The 25,226-nt window shown below is 52.0% G+C and carries 21 protein-coding genes; 5 read left to right on the top strand and 16 right to left on the bottom strand.

Going from position 1 to position 25,226, the window contains the following annotated elements:
- Positions 1-211: 211 nt before the first annotated feature.
- A complete protein-coding gene (locus HRI97_RS02555) occupies positions 212-1,903 on the bottom strand; it encodes a DEAD/DEAH box helicase (protein WP_253726334.1) in 1,692 nt (563 codons plus the stop codon).
- A gap of 30 nt (positions 1,904-1,933) precedes the next feature.
- Here HRI97_RS02555 and HRI97_RS02550 point away from each other — a divergent pair, with 30 nt between their 5' ends.
- Positions 1,934-3,142, top strand: a complete 1,209-nt coding sequence (locus tag HRI97_RS02550) for a class I SAM-dependent methyltransferase (protein WP_253726333.1) — start codon at positions 1,934-1,936, stop codon at positions 3,140-3,142.
- A 46-nt stretch (positions 3,143-3,188) separates the two neighbouring features.
- Here the strand turns inward: HRI97_RS02550 and rpmE are convergent, their stop codons facing one another.
- From rpmE to HRI97_RS02510, 8 genes are all read right to left on the bottom strand, one after another.
- Positions 3,189-3,407, bottom strand: coding sequence for a 50S ribosomal protein L31 (gene rpmE, locus HRI97_RS02545; protein ID WP_016520528.1), 219 nt, complete (start codon positions 3,405-3,407; stop codon positions 3,189-3,191).
- 104 nt (positions 3,408-3,511) lie between these two features.
- A complete protein-coding gene (gene rho / locus HRI97_RS02540; protein WP_253726332.1) occupies positions 3,512-5,266 on the bottom strand; it encodes a transcription termination factor Rho in 1,755 nt (584 codons plus the stop codon).
- A 361-nt stretch (positions 5,267-5,627) separates the two neighbouring features.
- The gene (locus HRI97_RS02535) at positions 5,628-6,053 is read right to left on the bottom strand and encodes a bactofilin family protein (RefSeq protein WP_180486729.1); all 426 of its coding nucleotides are present in this window, start codon (positions 6,051-6,053) and stop codon (positions 5,628-5,630) included.
- Between the two features lie 6 nt (positions 6,054-6,059).
- On the bottom strand, positions 6,060-7,706 hold the full coding sequence (gene lnt / locus HRI97_RS02530) for an apolipoprotein N-acyltransferase (RefSeq protein ID WP_253726331.1): 1,647 nt from the start codon (positions 7,704-7,706) through the stop codon (positions 6,060-6,062).
- A complete protein-coding gene (locus HRI97_RS02525) occupies positions 7,691-7,990 on the bottom strand; it encodes an HU family DNA-binding protein (RefSeq protein ID WP_180486731.1) in 300 nt (99 codons plus the stop codon). Before HRI97_RS02525 ends, lnt begins: the two co-directional genes overlap by 16 nt.
- An 82-nt stretch (positions 7,991-8,072) precedes the next feature.
- Positions 8,073-8,366, bottom strand: a complete 294-nt coding sequence (rpsT, locus tag HRI97_RS02520) for a 30S ribosomal protein S20 (protein WP_180486732.1) — start codon at positions 8,364-8,366, stop codon at positions 8,073-8,075.
- 154 nt (positions 8,367-8,520) lie between these two features.
- Positions 8,521-9,324, bottom strand: coding sequence for an ABC transporter ATP-binding protein (locus tag HRI97_RS02515; protein WP_253726330.1), 804 nt, complete (start codon positions 9,322-9,324; stop codon positions 8,521-8,523).
- Entirely contained in the window at positions 9,321-10,253 is a 933-nt protein-coding gene (locus HRI97_RS02510) for an ABC transporter permease (RefSeq protein WP_253726329.1), read from the bottom strand. The genes HRI97_RS02515 and HRI97_RS02510 overlap by 4 nt, the downstream gene beginning before the upstream one ends.
- Positions 10,254-10,393: 140 nt before the next feature.
- Between HRI97_RS02510 and HRI97_RS02505 the strand changes: the two genes are divergently transcribed.
- A complete protein-coding gene (locus HRI97_RS02505) occupies positions 10,394-11,098 on the top strand; it encodes a DUF3298 and DUF4163 domain-containing protein (RefSeq protein ID WP_253726328.1) in 705 nt (234 codons plus the stop codon).
- A gap of 323 nt (positions 11,099-11,421) precedes the next feature.
- On the opposite strand, the gene HRI97_RS02500 is transcribed toward HRI97_RS02505, so the two are convergent.
- From HRI97_RS02500 to glgX, 7 genes are all read right to left on the bottom strand, one after another.
- Entirely contained in the window at positions 11,422-12,816 is a 1,395-nt protein-coding gene (locus HRI97_RS02500) for an MATE family efflux transporter (RefSeq protein ID WP_253726327.1), read from the bottom strand.
- Between the two features lie 59 nt (positions 12,817-12,875).
- A complete protein-coding gene (locus tag HRI97_RS02495; RefSeq protein WP_253726326.1) occupies positions 12,876-13,598 on the bottom strand; it encodes an amino acid ABC transporter ATP-binding protein in 723 nt (240 codons plus the stop codon).
- Complete coding sequence (locus tag HRI97_RS02490) at positions 13,585-14,256, bottom strand: amino acid ABC transporter permease (RefSeq protein ID WP_253726325.1); 672 nt, start codon at positions 14,254-14,256, stop codon at positions 13,585-13,587. Before HRI97_RS02490 ends, HRI97_RS02495 begins: the two co-directional genes overlap by 14 nt.
- A gap of 63 nt (positions 14,257-14,319) precedes the next feature.
- Positions 14,320-15,093 (bottom strand): transporter substrate-binding domain-containing protein, encoded by a 774-nt coding sequence (locus HRI97_RS02485; protein ID WP_253726324.1) that lies wholly within the window; start codon positions 15,091-15,093, stop codon positions 14,320-14,322.
- Positions 15,094-15,524: 431 nt separating this feature from the next.
- Positions 15,525-16,427 carry a DMT family transporter gene (locus HRI97_RS02480; RefSeq protein ID WP_253726323.1) on the bottom strand — a complete coding sequence of 301 codons (903 nt, stop codon included), beginning with the start codon at positions 16,425-16,427 and terminating at the stop codon, positions 15,525-15,527.
- Positions 16,424-18,880 carry a glycogen/starch/alpha-glucan phosphorylase gene (locus tag HRI97_RS02475; RefSeq protein WP_253726322.1) on the bottom strand — a complete coding sequence of 819 codons (2,457 nt, stop codon included), beginning with the start codon at positions 18,878-18,880 and terminating at the stop codon, positions 16,424-16,426. The genes HRI97_RS02480 and HRI97_RS02475 overlap by 4 nt, the downstream gene beginning before the upstream one ends.
- A 61-nt stretch (positions 18,881-18,941) precedes the next feature.
- Complete coding sequence (gene glgX / locus HRI97_RS02470; protein WP_253726321.1) at positions 18,942-21,056, bottom strand: glycogen debranching protein GlgX; 2,115 nt, start codon at positions 21,054-21,056, stop codon at positions 18,942-18,944.
- Between the two features lie 167 nt (positions 21,057-21,223).
- Between glgX and era the strand changes: the two genes are divergently transcribed.
- The 3 genes from era to HRI97_RS02455 all read left to right on the top strand — a co-directional run bounded on the left by era (position 21,224) and on the right by HRI97_RS02455 (position 25,039).
- Positions 21,224-22,141: a GTPase Era gene (era, locus tag HRI97_RS02465; RefSeq protein ID WP_253726320.1), complete on the top strand. Its 918-nt coding sequence runs from the start codon at positions 21,224-21,226 to the stop codon at positions 22,139-22,141.
- 183 nt (positions 22,142-22,324) lie between these two features.
- A complete protein-coding gene (gene aroC, locus HRI97_RS02460; RefSeq protein WP_253726319.1) occupies positions 22,325-23,416 on the top strand; it encodes a chorismate synthase in 1,092 nt (363 codons plus the stop codon).
- Between the two features lie 96 nt (positions 23,417-23,512).
- Positions 23,513-25,039 (top strand): D-alanyl-D-alanine carboxypeptidase family protein, encoded by a 1,527-nt coding sequence (locus HRI97_RS02455; RefSeq protein ID WP_253726318.1) that lies wholly within the window; start codon positions 23,513-23,515, stop codon positions 25,037-25,039.
- Positions 25,040-25,226 lie beyond the last annotated feature (187 nt).

The following is a 25,226-nucleotide window of genomic DNA, read 5'->3' as shown; positions in this document are numbered from 1 at the left end:
GCGAATTTTAAAAATATTAATTAATCAACACCCCCGACGCAAGCGTCGGGTACAGTGCTCAACGTTTCGCACTGTATGTTCTCATAAGGTGGTTGCAGTCGGCTTTAATACCCTTTGTTACGACGCAAGCGTCGGGATATTAAACCCTCCGCACGAATAAAAATACGCGGCGCTCTCCGTGTGCACGGACTTCGGCGCACACGCTCGCGCCTTATTTTTTTCCGAACAGCGATTTGATTTTATGCCACAAGCTCTGCGACTGCAAACCTTTTTTGCTTTCGTCGTAGCGCTGCACACCGCTCCTCTTTTTCGCAGCCGACGGTTTTTGCACGTCTTGTCTCCCCCTCTCGAAAGAAGAGCGGGAAGCACCCTGCCCTCCACCGTTTTTGCGGCCGGTTTTTGCGCGGTCTTTTTTAGAGAACGGCTTTGCGCCCTTCGATTCGGAAGAAGAGCCGCCTTTGCCGTCCGTAAGCGCCGAAGCGGACTTTGCGTATTTTTCTTTATAGAGCTTCATGCGCTCTTCGAAAGACATACTCTGAAGCTTTTCCGTGTCGTCTTCGGTAAAGCGCTCTTTTCGAAACGCCGGTCTCTCGGATGCGCTTCCCGTTTTCCGTCTGCCGCGGCTTCCGCTTCGCGCATCGCTTTTTTTCGAATCGCGTCTTCCGGAAAACTTTCCGCCGCCCGCACCGCCTCTCCGCGAAGAAGAGCGGCCTCCATCGTAATCTTCGCGCCAATTTTCCGTTCTGATATACACGCCTTCGCTCGCATCGTTTCCGAGCATCGATGCATCGGCGACGCGCGAGGGAATTTGCATTTCTATATAACGTTCGATAGCAGGAAGATTGTATACGTCCTGTTCGCTGCAAAACGTATACGCTTTGCCCGTCTTGCCTGCGCGGGCGGTGCGCCCGATGCGATGCACGTAGTTTTCCGATTCGTTCGGCAAATCGTAATTGACGACCATCGCCAAATCGTGCACGTCGATGCCGCGTGCGGCGACGTCGGTTGCGACGAGGATCGAAACGCTTCCGTCTTTAAATCGGTTCAGCACTTGCAGCCGTTTCGCCTGCGGCAAATCGCCGATGATGAATTCGCTTTTAAAACCGTTTTTGACAAGCCGCTTCGAAACGACTTCGCACGAACGTTTCGTATTGCAAAAGACGAGTACGCTTTCGGGTTTTTCTTTTGAGAGGATACCGACGAGCAGTTTCATCTTTGCATCGCTCGAAACGTGCAGCAGTTCCTGATCGATTTGTTCGACGGTGACAGTATCCGATTCGATCGTAATCTCTTTCGCATCCCGCGTGTATTCCCATGCGAGATTTTTTACGTATGAATTGAGCGTCGCGGAAAAAAGCATCGTTTGGCGGTCTTCCGCTTTCGGCAGCACTTTGAGCAGCGTGCGCAAGTCGGGGTAAAAACCCATATCGAACATACGGTCGGCTTCATCGACGACGAGAAAACCGACATTCGACAAGTCGAGCTGGCGGCTTTGCTGAAGATCGATCATGCGGCCGGGAGTACCGATAATGATATCCACTCCTTTTTTGAGTGCAGCGATCTGCCGCTCATAGCCGACGCCGCCGTAAAAACTGAACGCTTTCAGCTGCGTTCCGCTCGTCAATTTTTTCGCTTCTTCTTCAACCTGCACCGCAAGCTCGCGTGTCGGAAGCAGGATGAGCACTTTTTTGCCCGCATTATCCGGAGAGGCGAGGAGTTCCTGTAAAATGGAAACGAGGTACGCCGCCGTTTTTCCCGTTCCCGTTTGAGACTGAACATATAAATCGGATCCGTCGAGCGCCGTTTTGAGCACCGCTTCCTGAACCGGCGTGCACGTCACATAACCTGCCGTTTCGAGGCCATTGAGCAGGTTTTCGTGCAAATTAAATTCGGTAAAATCCATATCTTTTTACTATATACTTTTTCCTTCGTTATGTATAGTATTGCGCTTATGCCGACGGAATGCAAAGACGATTATCAAGCCCAACTGTTTTCAAACCGCCTCGCAAAGCGCTTGAAGCACCTTCGAAAATGGGCGCGCAAAAACGGTGTTACTTGCTATCGCGTGTACGACCGCGATATACCGGAAATCCCGATTTCGGTCGATCTCTACGAATTTTTGCCGGACGAAATCGGAGATAAAAAAAGCGCCGTCCGTTTTACCGCAGACGAATTCGCACACCTTTCTGAAAACGATGCCGGGATGCAGGCGGAAATCGCTTCGAGGAGCGCCCTCGTCATCTGTCTGTACGAACGCCCGTACGAAAAAGCGGAAGCCGAAGAGAGAGCATGGCTTTCCAAAATCGCACAGGCGGCAAGCGCCGTCGTCGGTACGGCGGAAAATCGCATCGTCGTCAAAACGAGAAAACGCGATAAGGGCGGAAGCCAATACGCGGAAGACGTAAACGACATACAAAGCGCAGATCATATTGAAGGGCTCATACAGGAGTGCGCGTCTCTTTTCCGCGTCTCTATAAGTTCCCGCATCGACAGCGGACTTTTTTTCGATCACCGCCCCCTCCGCGCAAAAGTCCGTGAAAACGCGAGCGGAAAATCGGTATTGAATCTCTTTTGCTATACAGGCTCTTTTTCCGTGTACGCCGCCGAAGGAAACGCGCGCCTCGTCGATTCGGTCGATTTGTCGAATACCTATATCGAGCGCGCAAAAGAAAATATGCGCTTAAACGGTTTTTCCGACGAAAAAAAATATCGCTTTATCCGCGCGGATGCCGCCGAATTCATCTTTCAAAAAAAAGCATCCGGTGAGCGATACGATATCATCATTCTCGATCCGCCGACGTTCAGCAATTCGAAGATGACGAATACCGTACTCGATCTTGTAAAAGATTGGCCGCGCTTCGTAAACGGCTGCATCGCCCTGCTTACAAAAGGAGGCGTGCTCTATTTTTCGACGAACGCCAAACGCTTACGCTTCGACGAAAGCCTTATCGAAATACCGGCGAACGGGAACGATGAGTATGGAAGGAATGCGGGCAAAAAAGACGCGACAGAGGGAAACAATTCGCACGGAAGCGGTGCAAGTGAAAACACAATCACCGTGCGCGACATCACCGCTTCGACGATCCCCGAAGACTTTTTGCAAAAAAAGCCGCACCGCGCGTGGGAAATCCGCAGGAAGTAAAATATAAAAAAACCGCCCCCTAAGGAGCGGATTTTTTATACGGCGGTCAGTTTGCCGCGTCTTCGGACTTGATGCCGTAGCGCTTGTTGAAGCGGTCGATGCGACCTGCGGTGTCGACGAGCTTTTGCTTACCCGTATAAAACGGATGGCACGCCGAACAGATTTCCACGCGGATGTTTTGAGCCGTCGATCGCGTTTCGATGACGTTTCCGCACGCGCACGTGATCTTTGTCAATTTGTATTCGGGATGAATTCCTTTTTTCATAATTGCTCCTTTCATTTTGCCCGGCTGCGCGGCACGGGTTTACGCGCTGAGCGCAGCCACAAAACGACGATGTTCTATCAATATAGTAAAAAAATACGCGCTTGTCAATTATCCGAAACGGCTGCCGTACCGGTGTTCATGGACGCAAGGAAGGCTTCGTTCGTCTTCGTCTTTCTCATGCGGTCGAGCAAAAGTTCGAGAATGTCCGCGTCTTCCATAGGATTGAGCACTTTGCGCAGCACCCACATCTTTTGCAGTTCGTTTTCGGACAAAAGCAGTTCTTCTTTGCGCGTCCCCGATTTTTTGATGTTGATCGCCGGGAAAAGCCTGCGTTCGGCAAGCTTTCTGTCGAGGTCGATTTCGCTGTTGCCGGTGCCTTTGAATTCTTCAAAGATGACTTCATCCATGCGGCTTCCCGTTTCGATGAGCGCCGTCGAAATGATCGTCAAACTGCCGCCCTCTTCCACGTTGCGCGCCGCGCCGAAAAAGCGCTTGGGCTTGTGAAGGGCGTTCGAGTCGACGCCGCCGGAAAGCACTTTGCCCGACGTCGGTACCGTTTGGTTGTATGCGCGCGCAAGACGCGTAATCGAATCGAGGAAGATGACGACGTCGCGCTTGTGTTCGACGAGTCGCTTCGCTTTTTCGAGTACCATTTCCGCAACCTGCACATGGCGAGTCGCCTGTTCGTCGAAAGTCGATGAGATGACTTCCGCTTGAATCGAGCGCTCCATTTCGGTCACTTCTTCGGGACGTTCGTCGATAAGCAAAACGATGAGGTACACTTCGGGATGATTTTTCGTGATCGCATTTGCGATCTTTTGCATGAGGATCGTTTTACCGGCTTTCGGCGGCGCGACGATCAGGAGACGCTGCCCCTTACCGATCGGATTGAAAAGATCGAGGATGCGCGTCGAAACTTCGGTCGAAACCGTTTCGAGATGCAGTTTGTGATTCGGATAGAGCGGCGTCAGATTTTCAAACGGAATTCTCGTCTGCGCGACGCGCGGTTCGTCGAAGTTCACCGACTCGATGCGCAGCAGCGCAAAAAAGCGCTCGCCCTCTTTCGGAGACCGCGTCTGCCCGTACACGGTATCGCCCGTCTTTAAATTGAAAAGCCTGATTTGGCTCGGCGAAATATAGATATCGTCGGGGCCGGGAAGATAGCTGTTTTGCGGAGAGCGCAAAAAGCCGTAACCGTCCGGCAGGATTTCGAGCGCGCCGGAGGCAAATATCGTGCCGCCGTGTTCGGTGTGCGCTTTTAAGATGACGAAGATGAGCTCCTGCTTTTTCATCGGCGCCAAATCGTCGCTCGAAAAACCGTACTTCATCGCAAGCTCTCGAAGCTGCGTCATACCCATGACGGTCAAATCGTTTATGACAAGCTTCGGTTTCGCCTCTTCGTCTCCGTCGCTCTCCATAGGAAGCGATGCCTGATTTTGGAGGGCGGCGTCGACTGCGGGACTGGAATATGCACGGTTTGAACCGTAGCGCGCAGGCTTTCGGTACGTTTGATTTGCGTTTCCGTTCCAGCGCGGACGCGATCGCCGATCCGCAAAGGATTCGTGCACTTCTTCCGTCTCCGTTTCCTGAGCCGCATCGGCTTCACTCGCTTCTTCTTCCGCCGCCTTATCGACTTTGATCACCGCGCGGCGCCGAGTTTTAACGGTGCGTACCGGACGCGATTTTCCGCCGTCGTCTTCGGCAGGCGCTTCATCGGAAATTTTTTCTTCGGTTTCACCGGAAGCGGATTCCGCCGACTCGTAAGAATCCGGTTGAGCTTCGGACTCGCTCTGTACTTTTTCCGTCTTTTCAACATCACCTGATGCGTCGGCAGTGCGGCGCTTTCGTATTGGTGCCATTAATAATTCTCCATTGCGTTATGATTTATAAAAAATGACATACTCGATTTTAGGATGAAAGTATTCCTTAGAAAAGGGATATCGAAACGATTATGCAGTATTTTATTATTAGCGCATTTTCGAACGGTTGTCAAGCGCTTTTGTCAATCGTCTTTTGTCAATCGGTCGAGGATTTTCAAAACGGTAAGCACTTGCTGCTTTGAAACGCGTTGACAATCCTCATCCCGTCTCAAGCATTCCGTAAATGCGGACAGCTCGTTGTAATACCAGCCGACCGACGAAATCAGACGGAGAGTGAAATGACAAGCAGCAATTCATTTGTCATAAATTAAAATAATATGCGGCATTACAGAACAGCCGGTCAGCGGATCGCGTCGGATTTCAAAACGAGCGCGTCTTTGTATTCGGAAGACGCGACGGAAAACAGATCGATATCCGGCTCTTTGTCGAGCATTGTAACCTGCCCTTCAAAATTGACGTCGCTTGCAATGCGAAGACGGGATGTCGTTATGTCGCCGGTAACGCTGCTGCCGCTGCATATTTCAACGCGCTCGGATGCTTCGAGGTTTCCGGTAACGCTTCCCGACACGATGATCGACCGCGCCGTAATCGCTTCTCCGGTGCACACCGCGTCCTTTGCGATTTCCAAGTCGCCGCTCGCTTTTATCTTTCCGTTGAATTTTCCGGTGATGATGAGTTTGTCCGAAAATTCGAGCTCTCCGTCGAACTCCGTTTCCGGTCCGAATACCGTCACATTAATTTTTTCGTCGTCGTGTTTTTCCGCCATACTATCCTACTTCCGTTTTCGATTCCGAACGATGCAAACGATGCTCATGAGCAAAGCCGCCGCGACAAAAAAAATCGCAAGCGCATCGCCTGTTTTATTATACAGCGTTTTTCCCGCAGTGTCATCCGCGACAGGCATCATGCCGGTTAAATAGGTTTCGGTAAAGGGTTCCGCTTCGCACAAAATCTTTCCGGTGCGGTCGACGATGCACGTTTGCCCCGAGGCTGTGCTCCGAACGGCGGGCACTCGATTTTCGGCGCATCGGAAAACCGCCATTGCAAGGTGCTGATTTTGGCAGCTCAGGCTTTTCGACCACGCATCGTTCGACATATTGACAAAAGCGCGCGCACCGTCTGCGACAAAGCGGCGGCAGTCGTCACCGAACGTATCTTCAAAGCAGATCGGCACGGAAAACGAAATTCCCGCAGCGTGAAAAACGGTGCGCTCTCTTCCTTTCGCCCATAAATGCGTGTCCGCTTTTTCAAGCGCGTCGTAGAGCCACGGAAGCCGCTTTGCAAACGGCACCGTTTCCGTAAACGGCACCAAGTGAATTTTTCGATAGATTTCGGGTTCGGGCGGCACGACGTTTTTTCCGGGCGTAAAAACGAAAGCGCTGTTGTAATCGTCGGTGTGAATGCCGCCCGTGTCGACGGAGTGAAAGTTTCCGATTACGAACACGGCTTTTTTTTCATCGATAAAATGCAGCACGGAATCGACAAGATCGAACCGTCTCCTGTCGAGCCGCTTGGTATAGTGCGTCAAAATCGACGGAACGACGGCCGTCTCCGGCCACACGACAAGCGCTATGTCGGGATTTTCCGAAAGCGCACGATCCGTAAGCTTCATAAGCGTTTTAACGTCTTTTTCGTACGACGCTATATCACCCTGCCACGGATCGGTATTGTGCTGTACCGCACAGACTTTAATAAATTTTCCGTTTTCGTTTTTTTGCGAAAGAAGAAAAGTGCCGTACACGATGAACGCGGCGAGTGCACACGCCCAGATCGCAATACCCCGCGCGCGGCAAAAAGCCGAAGCTTTAAAGCCTGCGATATCTTTTGTTTCCGCGCCGATATAGACGGCGTAGAACCATGCGGATGTAAAATCGATAAGAAAAGTAAGCGCCCACACGCCGAAAAGGGAAGCGCTTTGAATGAGGATAAGATTTTGCCACTGCGTATAACCTGCAACGCCGTAGGAAAATCCCGCGAAGCCCGTCGTTTTAAGGTATTCGTGCGAACAGAGGATGAGCCACTGGACGATCCACGCGCGGCGTCCGCAAAACCTGTCTGCGATCTTCAAACATAAAAAGAGCAGCGCATACGATATAAAATATTCGATACTTATCGCCGCGGCGGCGACGGCATGAAAGGTGACGAGCCACGAAACGTACAAACAATACGAAAGCGCTCCGTATACGCCGCCCCACAGCCACACCGTTTTAAAGGACGAACGGCGGACGAGCATAAAGGCGGGAAAATACATCACCCACGCGGCAAGCGGAACGCCTTTCGAAAAAATAAAACCGGGATTTGCGAGCGCAAACAAAACCGCTCCCGCAAGCGTAAAACCTATATTAATAAAAAAACGATTCCGGGCGGAATTATTTTCCGAATGCGTCATCGGTTCGTCCGCTCTTACTTGAGATTCCACAATGACTTTTTAAGCTCCTGTCCGGAACGAAACGCGGCGACGTAATGAGGATCGACGGAAAGCGTTTCGCCGGTTTTCGGATTACGCGCAACGGATCTTCCCTTCCGTAAACGGGGTTCAAAAGTTCCGAAGCCGCGCAGTTCGATCGTCGCCCCTTCGATAAGCGATTTTTTAATTTCCTCAAGAAAATTTTCCATAACCTGCTGAACGACGCGCCGTTCACAGTCGGATACGCGATATACCGATTCGACAAGATCGTATTTCGTTATTTTTTTCTGAGGCATATCATTCCCGGATAAAGACGAAAAAAATTCCGGCAGAAAGCGCACGTCCGCTCCCGCCGGATTTTAAAAAGATAAGCCGAAATTATTTTGCCGCAGCTTCTTGAGGCGCGGAAAAAGTCACATTGAAAAGTTTTCTCATGCGGGATTTTTTGCGTGCGGCGGTATTGCGTTTTAAAACGCCTTTACTGCGCGCGGAATCGAGTTCTTTTTGAACAAGATTGTACATTTCTTCCGCTTTCTGCTGCTCTTTGCTCTGTACGGCGGCAATGAAATGCTTTACGGCCGTTCTGCAGCGCGATTTGATCGCTTTATTATGAAGGCGGCGCGCTTCGCTCTGCTTAAATCGTTTTTGCGCAGATGTCTGTTTTTTTGCCAAAGGAAACCCCCAGTTACTAACAAAAAAAATTACTGATCGTATAGTATCGAAGCGTTCGGCTTTAGTCAAGCAGCCGCATTTCGATCCGCATTTCGGGCAGGGGCGGCAAGGCGGCGCTTCGGACGGATTTTTTCGTGAGTGAATACTGTGCGATTTACTGCAATATCATGCGGTCGCTCGTAAGCGCCTTTTTCTTTATGGAGCGGAAGCGCTGTACGATATCGTCCATCGTCAAATTCTTTTTTTCGTCTCCGGCTATGTCGAAAATGATTTCGCCTTTGTCCATCATGATGAGGCGGTTGCCGTAGTCGAGCGCGTGCTGCATATTGTGCGTCACCATCATCACGGTGAGATTGTAGGATTCCGCAAAGCGCTTCGTCAAATTCATAACGAGGGCGGCGTTCGAAGGATCGAGGGCGGCAGTATGTTCGTCGAGCAAAAGGAGAGCGGGACGCGACATAACCGCCATGAGCAGCGTCAGCGCCTGACGCTGTCCGCCGGAAAACTGTTCGACATTGTCGGAAAGGCGCTCTTCAAGTCCCATGTTCAGCTGTTTGAGTTCGCTTCGGAAATATGAACGCGTGCGGGCGTTCAAGCCGATCTTCAAACCCTTCCAGCCTTTTTTGCTGCATATCATCATATTGTCTTCAAGCGACATTTTCCCCGCAGTTCCGAGCAGCGGATTTTGAAAGATGCGCCCGATGTACAGTGCCCGTTTGTATTCTTCGTCTTTCGTGATGTCGCGCACGGAACCGTTCATCGAAAGCGAAATCGTTCCGGCAGTCGGAGAAAGCGTACCGGCGATGACATTGTACAGCGTCGACTTTCCCGCTCCGTTCGAGCCTATCACCGTGATAAAGTCGCCCTTATTAATCGTCAAATCGATATGTTTAAGCGCCGCATTTTCATCGGCAGTGCCGGGATTGAACGTTATCGCAATATTTTTCAATTCAATCATGCTTCGCCTCCCGCTTTCGCCGACCGTAAAAGATGCGATTTAAAATTCGCTTTACCTTTCAAATTGGATATGAAGAGGCACAGGATGATAAGCAAACCGGTGACGAGTTTCAGATCGTTGCTCGTCAAGCCGATCCGATAGCCGTAGCTTCTGCCTGCGAACATGAGCGCGCGGTATAAAATCGATCCGAGCAAAACGCGGAGCGTCTGCATCGAAATCTTATTTGAACGGATGATAAACTCTCCGAGCATGAGGGAGGCAAGCCCTCCGACGATGACGCCCGTACCGCTTCCCACATCCGCAAAGCCGTTGTACATTGCGGCAAAGGCACCTGAAAGAGAAGCAAGTCCGTCGCCGAAAGACACGCCGATGCCGCGGAGTATTTTCGGATCGACGCCCTGCGAAACGACCATCTGTTCGTTCGCTCCGAGCGCGCCCATCGTCAAGCCCATGTCGGTGTGAAAAAAGAGATCGAGGAGTCCTTTTAAGACGGCGACGAAAATTATTAAAAACAAAAGGATGCCCGATTCAGGAGGAAGTGCGGGAAAGACGCGCTCCGTCCAAGCGGCGCTCTTCGAAAGCACCGTTTCGATGCGCAAAAACGATATGTTTGCACGGTTCGACATGATGCGGAGATTGATCGAATAAAGCATCGTCATGACGAGGATGCCGGCGAGCAGATCGGGTATGCGAAAGCGCGTATAGATGAGCGTCGTAACGAGCCCCGCAAAAGCGCCGCCGAAAAATGCGAGCGAAAGCGCGAAAACGGGCGGTATGCCGTGCAGCAAACACGCGGCAAGGATGCAGCCGCCGAGCGGAAAAGCCCCGTCGACCGTCATATCGCAAAAATTGATAACGCGGAAAGACACGAAGACGCCGAGCACCATGATGCCGTATATCAAGCCTTCGATTAAAATACCGTAAATCATGCAGACTCCCTTGTAACTATTGATAGTAATATTTTTTTTCATTTATGTGAATAGGTGGTAAATCCGAAACGGCAAGCGCAGATGCGTATCCGTTTTAATACAATCGCCGCCGGTTGACAAAAGTTTTTATAGGGGTTTTTATGAAAACAAAACACATCGTGTATACTGCAGTGCTTGCGGCTCTTGTATTTGCAGGATGTCAAACCGCATCCCAAAAGGGAGCGGCTCCTTACAAAATGACGACGGTTTCCGAAAAAAACGCCGTCTTCGAAGCGGAAATCGCCTATCCTCAGTTTGCGGGATTCGACGATCTAAACGCTCTTATCAAATCGCGCACGCTCGGTGCGTACAACGATTTCAAATCGTCCGCACAAAAAACGAGAAAGGAAATCGAAAGCGCGAAGAGCGCTTCCGCCGAAAAAATTCCGCCGTTCGAATATAAAGCCGTATGCGATTCGATCATCGTAAGCGACAAGTATATTTCGATGCTCTTTACGGCGTACCGTTATGAAGGAGGCGCACACGGAGAAACGCTGCTCGATTCGATCACCTACGATAAAGCGCTGAAAAAAGAAGTGTCGATCACGGAAGCGTCCGGCTTATCGATTAAAGATATCGCAACGCAATGCAAAGATTATTTTATGACGCACTTAAACTACGGCGGAAACGGAGCGGAAGCGCAAAAAGCGCGCACGGACTGGATCGCCGAAGGCACCATACCTGAAGCGGGCAATTACCAGACCTTCACGTACGACGGCAAAAAGCTCACCGTTTATTTCGAGCCTTATACGGTTGCGCCGTATTCGGAAGGCGTACAAAAAGTCACGATCGCAGCGGTCCGGTAAAATTGTCCGGTACAATTTGTTAATTAATCAACACCCCCGACGAAAGCGTCGGGGTATGTTGTTCTCATAAGGTGGTTGCAGTCGGCTTTAATACCCTTTGTTACGACGCAAGCGTCGGGGTATTAAACCCTCCGCACGAATAAATAATTCAGACCGCCGCGCACTGCGGCGGTTTTCTATGGGGCTGTCCAAAAACTGAAGTTTTTGGACAGCTTCCTTGATTTTATATGCGATGTTTAAAATTAAGTCCTTGCAATATAAAGACTTAATTTTAAACTCGACGGGCTGTCGAAAAAGTAACCGACTTTTGAGACAGCCCCTTTCTATATGACGCGCTTTTGTTTCCATTTGCCGCTTCGGAAGCGATACACAAAACACGACGAGCGCACGATCCAATCGAGTATCATCGCAAACCAGACGCCGAGTGCGCCGAAGGAAAGCGGCCAGCCGAATTGTGCCGTAAGGCCGAACATATCCGTCCACTTGAGCACATAGCTCATGCCGATGCGTACGACCCACATCGAAATCATCGAAACGATCATCGTAAACACGGCGTCTCCGGCAGCGCGGAGCGAGTTCGGAAACGTAAACGATACCGGCCAAATGAGCATCGCGCATACGCCGTGCAAAAGCGTCATATACCACGCAAGGCGCGTCGTTTCGGGTGAAAGCGCATACAGGCGCAAAATAGAATGCGCGGACAGGAGGAACGGCACATTCAACACAGCCATCGAAGCGAATGCGAGCGCGAGCAGTTTTTTCGTATAATATTCCGCCTGTTCCGCCTCTCCCGCACCGATACACTGTCCGACGACTGTCAGCATGGCGAGGCTCATTGCAGAACCCGGCAGCGTGCCGAACGAAGCGAGTGTATTCGCCGCGGCGTTTGCGGCGATCGCCGTCGTACCGTACGTTGCGATAAGCGAAAGCACGAGGATCTTTCCGATTTGAAACATGCTGTTTTCAAGCCCGTTCGGAACTCCGATCGCGAGGATGCGCTTGACAATTCCGCCGTCGAATTCGAAACGGAATATGCCGCGTATGGAAATAGCCGGATGTCCGTTGTATTCGCCGCCTCTGTACAAAAGCGCGAGTAAAACGGCGGCCGCCGCAGTACGCGACACGAGCGTCGGAAACGCCACTCCTTCGACGCCGCAGCGAAAGCCGTAGAGCAGGATCGCATTGCCGCCGATATTCAAAACATTGATCAAGAGCGAGATGAGCATCGATACGCGGGAATTGCCCTGTGCGCGGAACAGCGCCGCGCACGCGTTGTATAAACCGATCGAAGGGAGCGCAAAGATCGTTATAAAAAAATACGTGCGCGAAGCGCTCATAACGCCGTCGTCGATGCTGCCGAATAAAAACGAAAGAAGTTGCCGGTTAAACGCGAGGCAGAGTACCAAAACGGCGAGAGAAGCGGCGACGATCGTGTAGAGAAGCTGCTTTGCGGTTTTCGACGCCATATCGTGCGCGCCGTGCCCGATGTATTGTGAGGCAACGACAGCGCCTCCCGTACCGAGGGCTGCAAAGAGCTGGACGAGCAATACGTTCAGGGAATCGACGAGCGAGACGCCCGACACCGCTTCTTCGCCGAGCGTCGACACCATAACGATATCGGCCATGCCGAGAAATATCGAAAGGAGCTGTTCGCCGATGAGCGGCAAAATGAGGCGCCGCAAATCCTTCGGCGAAAATAACAAAGACGTATCGGACATAGAATTAATAATTATTCGGACACCGCTGAAAATCCAACCGTTCTCTCAGAAGCGCCCGTTTACAAAACCGATTTTAAAAACTGCTGCAGGCGTTCGCACTTCGGCCGGTTGAAAATATCGTCCGGCGTTCCCGATTCCGCGATGACTCCTCCGTCCATAAAAAGCACGCGCGTGGCGACTTCCCGCGCAAAGCCCATTTCGTGCGAAACGACAACCATCGTCATACCTTCTTCGGCGAGCTCTTTCATGAGGTTGAGCACTTCGCCGACCATTTCGGGATCGAGCGCGCTTGTCGGTTCGTCAAAGAGCATCACGTCGGGGTTCATCGCGAGCGAGCGTACGATTGCGATGCGCTGCTTTTGTCCGCCGGATAATTTCGACGGATAAGTCGAAGCCTTATCCGCCAGTCCGATTCTTGCGAGGAGTTTCATCGCATTTGCTTCGGCATCGCTTTTTGTCTGCCGCTTGAGCGTGACGGGCGCAAGCGTGATATTCTGCAAAACGGTCAAGTGCGGAAAAAGATTGAAGTGCTGAAATACCATGCCCATCTTTGCGCGCAGTTCGTCGACGTTCGTCTTTTCGGCGGTTATATCGACTCCGTTAAAAAAAATGCTGCCGCCGTCCGGGCGTTCGAGGAGATTGAGGCAGCGCAAAAACGTACTCTTGCCCGCCCCCGAAGGCCCTATGACGACGATCTTTTCGCCTTTAACGATCGTTTCCGAGATATCGTTGAGAACGGCCTCTCCTCCGAATTTTTTTATTAAGTTTTTAACTTCGATCACTGCGCGCCATCCTTTTCTCAAAAATAGAAAACAGCTTTGTCAACCCGACCGTAAGGCAGAGATAGATCGCCGCACACGACAAAAGCGGAAGCCATGCGTTGTACGTAGCGTTGCGGATATTGTCGCAGGCTTTTTGCAGATCGACGACCGCGATAAAACTCGCGACCGACGTTTCTTTGATGAGCGCGATAAACTCGCTCGTATACGTCGGAATGATGACGCGGAACGCCTGCGGCATAACGATTTTAACAAGCGTCTGCCGCCATGAAAGACCGAGCGAGCGCCCCGCTTCCGTCTGTCCCGCATCGACGCCTTGAATGCCCGCACGGAAGATCTCCGTGCAGTAGGCGCCGGAGTTGATACCGAAGGCAATGATCGCGACGAGCACCGCATTGCTTATACCGATCGGAGAGAAGATTACAAAATAAAAAATCATCAGCTGCGTCGCCATCGGTATGCCGCGTATGACCGTCGTATAAATTTCGGAAATCTTTTGCAGCACTTTGTTTTTCGAAATCTTAAAAAGAGCGAATGTACAGCCGAGCACCGAACCGATGAGGACGGCGCAGATCGCAATGAGCAGCGTCGTGCCGAGCCCGTAAAATACGAGCTTCCAGCGCATATTCGCAATCATCGTGTCATAGAATATTTGAAACACAATCCGCTCCTCGTAAAGCGCTTCGAGCCGAACGCAGCGTCCGGCTCAAAACGTTGCAATTAATTATTTTCGAACGATGATGACCTGATTCGACGAATAATACGGTTCGGAAAAATCGACGTTTTTTCTGCGCTCGTCGGTCGCGGTCATGCCCGCCGCAATAAAATCGATGGCGTCAGACTGGAGAGCTGCGATCAATCCGTCGAAAGCCATATCGACGACTTGCAGCTTTTTCCCCAAGTCGCGCGCGATCATCTGACTCATCGCGACGTCAAAACCGACGGGTTCCGTGCCCTCGATGTATTCAAACGGGGGGAAGGCCGCATTGGTTCCCATTTTAATAATTTCACTTCCGTTCGACGGAACTGCTTCGGGAACGACGATGGCGCCGTCTACAGGCATAAACGCCTTTATGAGTTTTTCATAAGTTCCGTCAGCTTTCATCGCGGAAATCGTTTTGTTGATCGAATCGAGCAAAGCCGCATTTCCTTTTTTTACGGCAATCGCATATTCTTCCGTCGCAAAGCGGACGTCGAGCACTTTTAAATCGTTGTTTCGCTTTACGATTTCTTTTGCAGGCAGCTCGTCGAGCACGATTGCATCGATCGCGCCGTTTTTCAAATCGAGAGCCGCATCCATACCCGTCTTAAACGATTTCAACGTCGCGTCTTTTACGTTGTCCTGAACATAAATTTCACCCGTCGTTCCCGCCTGACATCCGATTTTTTTGCCGTTCAAATCTTCCGCCGAAGCGATGTTCACCTGTGCTTTTTTCGAACACGAAACTGTGCCGAATAAAGCCAATGCGGCAAAAACCGCAAACACGATTCTTTTCATATTGTTATTCCTCCAATAAAAACTTTTGCAGGTATTTGCAGCAAAGCTTCAAGCAAGCTGCAAAACAAAAAGGGACAAAAGACTGCACACGCAGCTTTGTCCGCATACAAAAGTATAAAATTTGGCATATAAAATGTCAACGTTTAAACGAGCCGCTGAAATAGCGCGTCTCGTTTAACTGCGAGTTTTCTTTTGAAAACTCGCGGATATACGGGTGCGCGTTCGCGCACTAATTATACAGCTCCTAAATCCGAAGATTTACTCGCTGTATAATTTTAAGGGAGGTTTAAACGAGACGCCTACGCCCGGCCGGAGCGGTGCCGCAGGCAGACACCGGAGCGAGCGCAAGCGAGCGAGGAGGCCGAGCGCGAGTGAGCCGCGGAGGGCGGGATCGCAGATAAGTGTCGTCCGTATTCCCCTGAGATCCTGTTTTATCGCTTTTCTTTCGGCCGAAAATCGAATTTCGTTTCGGCGAGGACGACGGCAAAAAAGATGAGAGTACAGCCTGCGATCATGCGCGAAGTCAAACGCTCATGCAAAAGGACGGTACTGAACAGCACGCCGAACACCGACTCGAACGAAAGGAGGAGAGCTGCAAAAGACGAGCGCACGTATTTTAAGCCGACGTTCTGCAGCGCAAAGGAAATCATCGTGCTGAAAAGACCGAGGTAGAGCATCGAAACGATAACGCGCGTATTTTTTACGGCCGCGACAGGAAAGGCGCCGTCAAAAAGAAAGGCTCCGATCCACGAAAAGACGGCGGCGAAAAAGAACTGCAAAACGGTAAGCACGATCGGATCGTGACGGACATTGCATTTGGCCGTATAGAGAATGTGCAGCGCGTAAAAAACGCCGCAGCCGAGCGTAAGGGCGTCGCCGAAATTGATCGAAAGGAGCGATGATTCGCTTTTTGAAAGCGCGAGCAAACCGATGCCCAAAAGCGAAATCGCGGCGGCGGCAAAGACGTGTCCGCCCGGAAATTTTTTATACAGCGGCCAGCCGAAAAGCGGCACGAGCATTACGTACACCGTCGTGAGAAATGCGTTTTTTCCGGCGGTCGTGTAATCGCAGCCGACCGTTTGCAGCGCGTAGGCAAAAAACAACAGCGCGCCGAGTATCGCCCCGCGCTTCCAATACGAAGCATTGAGCAATTTGAGAGAGCGCACAAAGATAAGGGCGAGAGCCGCCGCCGCAATCGAAAAACGGAAAGCGAGCATATAGATCGCGCCGATATAGTCGAGGCTGTCTTTTACGACGACGAACGCGAATCCCCAAATGCACGCGGCGGCAAGCAGCCCCGCTCCCGCAAAAAACGATACGCGCTTTTCGTTCATACGTCGGCAAGCGGCGTCACTTTTTTAAGGTGCCAAATATCTCGCACGTATTCTTCGATCGTACGGTCGGAAGAAAATTTTCCGCTGTTCGCAATGTTGATAAGCGCTTTCCGCGCCCACTCTTTCGTATTTTGATAAGCCGCTTCAACTTCTTCGTGAGCTTTGCAGTACGCATCGAAATCCGCGAGCACGTAGAACACGTCGGGACGCTGACCTTCGACGCCGTAGACAAGCGAATCGTAGAGCTCTTTGAATTCCTGATGCGTCGGATCGTAGGTACCGTCGACGAGCTGCTGTACGACGCGGGAAAGCTCGGTGTTTCGCCTCAAGTATTCCTGTGGGTTGTAGCTGTGTTCGGTTTCCATTTTAATAATTTCATCGGCGGAAAGCCCGAACACGAATGCGTTTTCTTTTCCGGCCTCATTGACAATTTCGATATTCGCGCCGTCCATCGTACCGAGCGTAAGCGCGCCGTTTACCATAAACTTCATATTGCTCGTACCGGACGCTTCAAAGCCCGCAGTCGATATCTGCTCGGAAACGTCGGCTGCCGGAAAGATTTTTTCCGCGACGCTGACGCGGTAGTTTTCGACGAATACGACGCGGATTTTTCCGTGCACGCGCCGGTCGTTATTGACGCGGTCGGCGACGGTGTTGATCAGTTTGATGATCGTTTTCGCCCTGCGGTAGCCCGACGCGGCTTTTGCACCGAAGATAAAGGTCTGCGGCGGCGGGTTGAAATCGGGATCGTCGATGATGCGGTTATACAGATACATGATGTGCAAAACATTCAAAAGCTGGCGTTTGTATTCGTGCAGGCGTTTTACCTGTACGTCGAAAATGCTGTCGGGGTCGAGGAATTCGTTTTGCGTATGCTTGAGATATTCGGCCAAGCGCTGTTTGTTCGATCTTTTGATCGCCGTAAGCTCCGCAAGAGAAGCTTCATCGCTTGAAAAACGCTCGAGGGCTTTGAGCTTCGTCAAATCTTTTTCCCAGCCTCCTCCGATGCGCGCCGTGATAAATTTCGCAAGAGAGGGATTCGCATTTAAAAGCCAGCGCCGCTGCGTGATGCCGTTCGTTTTATTGTTGAATTTTTCGGGATAGAGTTCGTACCACTCTTTCAGTTCCCGCGTTTTTAATAATTCCGTGTGGAGTTCGGCAACGCCGTTTACGCTGAAGCACGAATGGATCGCGAGCCACGCCATAAAGACGTGTCCGTTGTTGATGATCGACAGTTTTTGATGACGTTCGAAATCGTTCGGATATTTTTCGCGCAGCGAAATGAGCAGCCGCCGGTTGATTTCTTCGACGATTTGATACACGCGCGGAAGCAGGCCTTGAAAGATTTCGATCGGCCACTTTTCGAGCGCTTCGGCAAGGATCGTGTGATTCGTATACGCAAACGTGTGCGTTACGATGTTCCATGCGTCGTCCCAGCCGACGTTGTATTCGTCCATGAGGATGCGCATCAGTTCGGGAATCGCTACGACCGGATGCGTGTCGTTCAGCTGGATGACATGCAGTTCGGCGAATTTGCCGAAATCGGTACCGAAGCGCGAAACGTAGGCGCGAACCAGATCCTGCAGACTCGCCGACGAAAAAAAGTATTGCTGTTTGAGCCTGAGCGCTTTTCCGCTCGGGCCGCTGTCGTTCGGATAAAGCACGCGGCTGATGTTTTCGGCGCTGTTTTGTCTTTCGACCGCGCGGTTGTACTGCATATCGTTGAACAGCTGGAGGTCGAAACCGTTCGGAGAAGTCGCTTCCCACAATCTCAGCGTGTTCACCGTGTTCGTGTCGTAGCCGACGATCGGCGTGTCGTAGGGAGTAGCCGTCACTTCTTCCGCGTTTTGCAAAGAAAAGTGCATGCGGCCGTCGGGCGTTCTGTCATACACGATCGTACCGCCGAAACGGACGGTTACCGCCAAATCGCTTCGCTTTACTTCCCACGGATCGCGGTGCTTGAGCCAGCGGTCGGGGTATTCGACTTGCCAGCCGTTTTCGATCCGCTGTTCGAACATACCGTATTCGTAGCGGATGCCGTAGCCGTGACCAGGATAATCGAGGGTTGCGAGGCTGTCGAGGAAACACGCGGCAAGCCGGCCGAGTCCTCCGTTTCCGAGTCCCGCGTCGGGCTCTTTGTCTTCTATCATATCGTAATCGATGCTCATGTCTTTGAGCACTTCCTTTACCTGCTTTTCGATTCCCGCGTTGATGAGGTTGTTGCCGAGGGCTCGCCCCATCAAAAACTCTGCGGAAAAATAATAAAGCTGCCGTACCGGCTGTGCATCGTAGGCTTCTCTCGTCGCCATCCAATTTTTGACGATCGGATCGAGCACGGAGGCCGCGACCGCATCGAACAGATCGTATTTCGTCGCCTGTGCGATGTTTTTTCCGTATCGGTCGTGAAGCCGTTTTTCAAGATTCCGTTTGAACTCTTCAGCGCTGAATTGCATACGCCTGTCTCCTTACACTTACTTAAAAAATTGACGACACATCTGAAAATCGCTTCGATTTTCAGAGACTCCGTTTACTTATCAACAGTACGAGGCTGTCGGAAGGCAAAACGTAGCGGTACTGTTCCTTTAACAATTCTTCGTCTCCCCGCTTTCGAACGGCATCTTCTCCGTCGATCGACGTGTCGGCGATGCGGTACCACGCGTTCCCTCCAGCGGGAGAAGGCAGCGTAACAGTCAAATCGTAGATGTCGATATTTATCGCAAAGTAGATTTCGTTGACGCCGATGCCGTCGGCCGATTCGTCGACTTTGAATGCGAGAAAGCGGTCGAGCTTCGCCCAATCGGGATTTTTCCCGTTCGCATCGTACCACGTGATCTCCGACGAATCCATAAAAAACGTATTGCGCCGAAACAGCGTATACGCTTTGCGGAGTTCGATCAGCATTTTCGTATACAGCAATATGTCCCTGTTTTTATCGCAGCAGTGCCAATCAATCCACGACGTTTCGTTGTCCTGACAATACGCGTTGTTGTTGCCCTGCTGCGTTCTCATCATCTCATCACCCGCAAGGAGCATCGGCGTTCCCTGCGAAAGAAACAGACAGGTAAGGAAATTTTTTATTTTCCGGCGGCGAACCGACACGATTTTCGGATTCGTCGAATCGCCTTCGAAGCCGTTATTATAGCTGAAATTGTCGTCGCTGCCGTCGCGGTTTCCTTCTCCGTTTTCTTCGTTATGCTTTACGTTATAGCTCACCAAATCGTTCATCGTAAAACCGTCGTGCGAAGTGATGTAATTGATGGAATTGACCGGAGAACGTCCGTTCGCTTTATACAGATCCGAACTGCCGGTCATCCTCGTCGCAGCTTCCGTCGCGGAGCGGTCATCGCCTCTGATAAAGCGGCGCATATCGTCCCGGAATTTTCCGTTCCACTCGCACCACCTGCCGCCTGCAAAAGAGCCGAGCTGGTAGCCTCCGCCGGCATCCCACGGTTCGGCGATGATCTTCGTTTTTGCAAGCAGCGGGTCTTGTGCTATCACATAGGGCAGCTGCCCCGAAGAGATGAGATGCCCGAGTTCGGAACGGTTCAATATCGTCGCAAGGTCGAAACGGAATCCGTCGACGTGCATATCGACGACCCAATGCCTCAAACTCGCGAGGATGAATTCGATCACCGTCGGATGGTTCGCGTTCACCGTATTGCCGCAGCCCGAATAATCGACATAGTATTGCTTTTGATCCTGCGGCAGCATATAGTATATGTTGTTTTCGATCCCGCGAAACGAAAAGGTCGGCCCGTTTTCGTTCCCCTCCGCCGTGTGATTGTATACGACGTCGAGAATCACTTCGATCCCTGCACGGTGCAATTCCCGCACGAGTTCTTTGAACTCCCGCACCGCCCCTCCCGGAGACCTGTCCGCAGCATAGGACGTTTTCGGCGCAAAAAAACCGACGGTATCGTAGCCCCAGTAATTTGTCAATAATTGCCCCGTACGCGGGTTTATGCGTTCGTTTTCCGCTTCGTCGAATTCGAACATCGGCATGAGCTCGACGGCCGTAACGCCGAGGTAGGAGAGGTAGGGAATCTTTTCGATAAAGCCGCGGTACGTGCCGGGATTTTGCACGCCGGACGTCGGAGAACGGGTAAAGCCCTTGACGTGCACTTCGTAGATGATCGTATCGGAGAGCGAGCGCGCGAGCGGTTTATCGCCCTGCCAATCGAAATCGGCATCGTCGATAACGACGCATTTCGGAAAATCGGACAAATCGGAAAGGAGTCCGTTTTCGATACCCGCCTGTCCTTGTTCGCGCTGCGCACGATAGGAGCGGAATACGGAACCCGCCGTAAATGCTTTTGCGCACGGATCGAAAAGGTATTTATTGAAATTGAACCGATCGCCTGCAGGAGGATTGTACGGTCCGTCGATGCGATACAGATAGAGCGCTCCCGCTTTCAACCCCTTGATAAAGACGTGCCACACGTCGCCGGTTTTATTGATTTTCGGATCGAATTCGATTGTATCGCAAAACGTTTTTGCATCGGGCGAGTCGAAAAAATAGAGGGCGACGCGAGAGGCATTTTTGCTGAACAGCGAAAAGTTCACGCCGCCGTCCGCAATGACGGCGCCGCATTGCATCGGTCTGCCTGCAAGCACACGAGAAGCATCCATAAGCGCATTTTATCATAAGATAATAATAAAAAGCAACATTGCTCATTATGCGTTCGTGCATCGGCACCGCGCGTACATTGTACGTAAGCACATCGGCTGCGTACATTGCCGGCGTACAAGCGCCGAGTAGCCGCGCATACGCCATATCGCTATACTGTGATGCATACATGAACACGGAACACACGGCACAAAGCGGCGGGCGGAAAGCGGGCATCGTCGCGATCATCGGACGGCCTTCCGCCGGAAAATCGACCTTTCTCAATACGGCGTGCGGAGAGCTCGTGTCGATCGTATCGGAAATACCGCAGACGACGCGCGACGCGATCCGCGGTATCATCAATACGTCGCTCGGCCAGCTCGTATGTATAGACACGCCGGGCTATCACGCGAGCGAAAAAAAACTCAACCTGAAATTGAAATCGCTTGCGGCCGAACAGCTGAAAACGGCCGACGCCCTGCTCTACATCATCGACAGTACGAGAGCCGCGGGAGAAGAAGAAGCGCTCGTCGCCGAACTCGTCAAACCCTTTTCCGACCGTACCGTCGTCGCAGTCAACAAACGCGATGCGCCGAACGCAAAAACCGCCGATGCGATCGAATTTATTAAAAACGTGCTGCCTGAAATTCCCGAAAAGAGAATCATCGCCGTATCGGCAAAAAACGACGAAAACATCGACGACGTATTGAAAGCGCTGTACGAACTCGTGCCCGTCGCCCCCGAATTATACCCGAGAGAATATTACACCGATCAGGACGTCGGCTTTCGCATTGCGGAAATCATACGGGGCGAAGCGATCAACCGTCTCGAAGAAGAAGTGCCGCATTGCCTCTATGTCGACATCATGGATATGGAAATGAAAGACGGCGGCAAACGCCTCTGGGTGAGAGCGAGCATCTGCGTCGAACGCGAAAGCCAAAAAGGCATCGTCATCGGCAAGGGAGGAGCGATGATAAAAGCGATCCGTACGGCATCGATCAACAGATTCCGCAGCATTTTCGATTACGCGGTCGACCTCGACCTGCAGGTGAAAGTCGATAAAAACTGGCGGCAAAAAGACGCCGTGCTGAAAAAATTAATAAAATAATCGTACGGCGGAATTATCGCGGTATTGGGGTCAATTTCGAGTTTCCTAAAACTTGAAATTTTCCAACCGTTTCGCTCACCAATTGAGTGTCAAGTTTCGAAAGACAGCTGCTTGTCCAAAACCGGTATGCATGTGTGCGGCGTGCGTGTTCCCCGCTTCCCGCTTTTATGCTATACTCGAGTTATGGCAGGCAATACGTTCGGGACAATTTTCCGCATTACGACATTCGGTGAAAGTCACGGAAGCGCAATCGGAGTCGTCATAGACGGCTGTCCCGCAGGCATACGCATCGACATAAACGATATACAGCGCGCGCTCGACAGGCGAAAACCGGGAGCGGCAGACGGAAAACAAAATCCCGCCGTCACATCGAGAAATGAAAGCGATAAAGCGGAAATCCTTTCGGGCGTTTTCGAAGGCGTATCGGAAGGAACGCCTATCGCGATCGAAATACGAAACAATTCCCAAAAATCTGAAGACTATTCCGATCTCGCGCACATGTTCCGCCCCGGACACGCCGATTATACGTATTTCAAAAAATACGGCGTACGCGACTGGCGGGGCGGCGGACGCTCGTCCGGACGCGAAACGGCTTCGCGCGTCGCAGCGGGTGCCGTCGCAAACGCGGTGCTACAAACGGCGGGCATAAGCGTCAAAGCGTACACGATTTCCGCAGCCGGCATTTCATGTAAAGCGCGCGATATGGACGCGGTCGAACGCACTTCCTTCCGTGCATGCGATGAGAAAGCCGCAAAAGAGATGGAGGCGCGAGTCGCCCGCCTCCGCGCCGAAGGTGAAAGCGCGGGCGGCATCGTCGAATGCACGGCGCACGGCGTTCCCGCAGGACTCGGCGAAACCGTCTTCGACAAACTCGATGCGGAACTCGCGAAAGCCGTTCTGTCGATCGGCGGGGTAAAGGGCATCGAATTCGGTGCGGGATTCGGAGCGGCACTCCTCACGGGAAGCGAAAACAACGATGCGATGCGCACCGTTGACGGCGAAGCCGCATTTCTTTCGAACAACTCAGGCGGCATACTCGGCGGCATATCGAACGGCAACGATATCGTCTTCCGCGCGGCGATAAAACCCGTGCCGAGCATTTCACTTACACAGGAAACGGTGCGCGAAGAAGGCGGCGCCTATTTCGACAGCGACATATCCGTCGAAGGGCGGCACGACGCGTGCCTGTGTCCGAGGATCGTTCCCGTCATCGAAGCGATGACCGAAATCGTCCTCGCCGATATGCTCCTTCGAAATCGGAGTGCGCGGATTTGAATACCGAAGGGTGCGCGACCGCGCACTAACGCGGCATTTTCGAAAATCGACATTTTCTGCAATACCGCATTTATCAAGGAACGAAACGGCAAAAAGATGAGCGAACGAGACGACGACACGATAACAAAAAAACGGCAACAGTGCCGTACACGGAACGCCGACCGGAACGTCCCGCGCGCGACGCGCACGCAGACCGGCGATATCGACCGGCGCGTACGATTAATAATTATTATTTTTATTACGGTGTTCTGCGCTTCGTTTATCGGAACTGCGGGAATCCGTCTTTATCGATTCAAACAGGCGACACCGCCGAGAGAGCTCACCGAAGACGAACGAAAGCTGCTCGACGATGCGCTCGATAAAGCTTATCCCTCTCGAAACGATATTTTAAAACCGCTCCCCTACCCCGTCGTTCCGGCAAAACTGTCCGTCGAAGCGGGATCGGCCATCCTCATCGACGTTGCAAGCGGCAGCGTTCTCTACGAAAAAAAAGCTGACAGGATCATCCCGCCTGCATCGATGACGAAGATCGCCGTCATGTACGTCGTCATGCAGGAAATCGAGCGCGGGACTATTTCCTACGGCGATATCGTGCCGCTGCCGCCGGAAACGTGGGCGTGCAATATGCTGCCGCATTCGTCGCTCATGTTTTTAGGCAAAGGGCAAATCGTCACCGTCGAAGAATTATTAACAGGCCTCGACGTGTGCTCGGGAAACGACGCAGCCTTCGCGCTCGCTTATTATATCGCGGGAAGTATGGATGAGTTTGTCGAACGCATGAACCGCGAAATGCGGCTTTTGGGATTGACGAAAACTCATTTCGCCGAAGCATCCGGCTACAGCGCCGACAACGAAACGACCGCACGGGAAATGGCGATGCTCGCGCGCGTGTATATTACGCGTTTTCCGGACACACTCGTCAAATTCCACTCGCGGCTTTCGTTTACCTATCCCCAAATTCACAATCTCGCAGTCGAAGACCGAAGCAAACCGACCGCACAGGATTTTTCAAAGGGTTTGCCCGAAAAGATTACGATGGGTATTACGCAGGAAAACACGAACGCGCTGCTCGGAAAACTCGCAGGCTGCGACGGCTTAAAGACCGGCTACATCGATGAAAGCGGTTACAACCTCGCGCTCACCGCGCACCGCGGCGTAACGCGTTTTTTATCGGTAACGATGAACGGGCCGGGACGAAACAGAAGCGAGGGAGATGCGTATCGCGTACAAGACGGAACGACGCTCATGGAATGGGCGTTCGCGCGATTTGCCGATTGCAAAAAAACCGACGCCGTGCACCGCTATTTTATCCCCGTCACGGGCGCAAAAGCGCAGTGGACATATCTCACGCCCGCCTACGATTTTACCGCGCTCACCGTACCGTTTATACTGGGCACCTCGCCCGAAGACGCCGCCCGATCAGTGCGCGTCCTCGTAAACCTGCCGCGCTCGATAGACGGCGGAGTCCGTGCCGGAAGCGAATACGGCAGCATCGAATACGTACTCGACGGCAAAACGCTCGAAGCGATCCCCCTCGTCGCAGACCGCTCGATCGGAAAAGCAAACCCCTTCGTTTCGGCAAGCGACGTCATCGCACGAATACTGCTCGCGCACAGACAATAGCACCGAAACGGATGCCTTGTACGGTATGACTGCAATTCCTCGGAAAGTACGGCATCGTACATTATCACGAAAGAGACCATACCGCATAAAGTACGGCGCTCGTATCACTAGCAAATCCTGAACAAGAAACGCCGATGTAATTGCACGATCATTCAGGTTCGGTTTTTTCAAAGGGGGAAGTCTCCCC

Origin of the sequence: Treponema socranskii subsp. buccale, from assembly GCF_024181585.1 — a bacterium.
Classification (GTDB): domain Bacteria; phylum Spirochaetota; class Spirochaetia; order Treponematales; family Treponemataceae; genus Treponema_D; species Treponema_D buccale.
The sequence above is the reverse complement of the archived record's forward strand: the minus strand, read 5'-3'. Positions and strand labels throughout refer to the sequence as shown.

What these genes read in the sequence shown, in the direction of transcription:
- HRI97_RS02555 (WP_253726334.1), bottom strand. Translation starts at nt 1,903, where the DNA reads ATGGATTTTACCGAATTTAATTTGCACGAAAACCTGCTCAATGGCCTC.
- HRI97_RS02550 (WP_253726333.1), top strand. Translation starts at nt 1,934, where the DNA reads ATGTATAGTATTGCGCTTATGCCGACGGAATGCAAAGACGATTATCAA.
- rpmE (WP_016520528.1), bottom strand. Translation starts at nt 3,407, where the DNA reads ATGAAAAAAGGAATTCATCCCGAATACAAATTGACAAAGATCACGTGC.
- rho (WP_253726332.1), bottom strand. Translation starts at nt 5,266, where the DNA reads ATGGCACCAATACGAAAGCGCCGCACTGCCGACGCATCAGGTGATGTT.
- HRI97_RS02535 (WP_180486729.1), bottom strand. Translation starts at nt 6,053, where the DNA reads ATGGCGGAAAAACACGACGACGAAAAAATTAATGTGACGGTATTCGGA.
- HRI97_RS02525 (WP_180486731.1), bottom strand. Translation starts at nt 7,990, where the DNA reads ATGCCTCAGAAAAAAATAACGAAATACGATCTTGTCGAATCGGTATAT.
- HRI97_RS02515 (WP_253726330.1), bottom strand. Translation starts at nt 9,324, where the DNA reads ATGATTGAATTGAAAAATATTGCGATAACGTTCAATCCCGGCACTGCC.
- HRI97_RS02510 (WP_253726329.1), bottom strand. Translation starts at nt 10,253, where the DNA reads ATGATTTACGGTATTTTAATCGAAGGCTTGATATACGGCATCATGGTG.
- HRI97_RS02505 (WP_253726328.1), top strand. Translation starts at nt 10,394, where the DNA reads ATGAAAACAAAACACATCGTGTATACTGCAGTGCTTGCGGCTCTTGTA.
- HRI97_RS02500 (WP_253726327.1), bottom strand. Translation starts at nt 12,816, where the DNA reads ATGTCCGATACGTCTTTGTTATTTTCGCCGAAGGATTTGCGGCGCCTC.
- HRI97_RS02485 (WP_253726324.1), bottom strand. Translation starts at nt 15,093, where the DNA reads ATGAAAAGAATCGTGTTTGCGGTTTTTGCCGCATTGGCTTTATTCGGC.
- HRI97_RS02480 (WP_253726323.1), bottom strand. Translation starts at nt 16,427, where the DNA reads ATGAACGAAAAGCGCGTATCGTTTTTTGCGGGAGCGGGGCTGCTTGCC.
- HRI97_RS02475 (WP_253726322.1), bottom strand. Translation starts at nt 18,880, where the DNA reads ATGCAATTCAGCGCTGAAGAGTTCAAACGGAATCTTGAAAAACGGCTT.
- glgX (WP_253726321.1), bottom strand. Translation starts at nt 21,056, where the DNA reads ATGGATGCTTCTCGTGTGCTTGCAGGCAGACCGATGCAATGCGGCGCC.
- era (WP_253726320.1), top strand. Translation starts at nt 21,224, where the DNA reads ATGAACACGGAACACACGGCACAAAGCGGCGGGCGGAAAGCGGGCATC.
- aroC (WP_253726319.1), top strand. Translation starts at nt 22,325, where the DNA reads ATGGCAGGCAATACGTTCGGGACAATTTTCCGCATTACGACATTCGGT.
- HRI97_RS02455 (WP_253726318.1), top strand. Translation starts at nt 23,513, where the DNA reads ATGAGCGAACGAGACGACGACACGATAACAAAAAAACGGCAACAGTGC.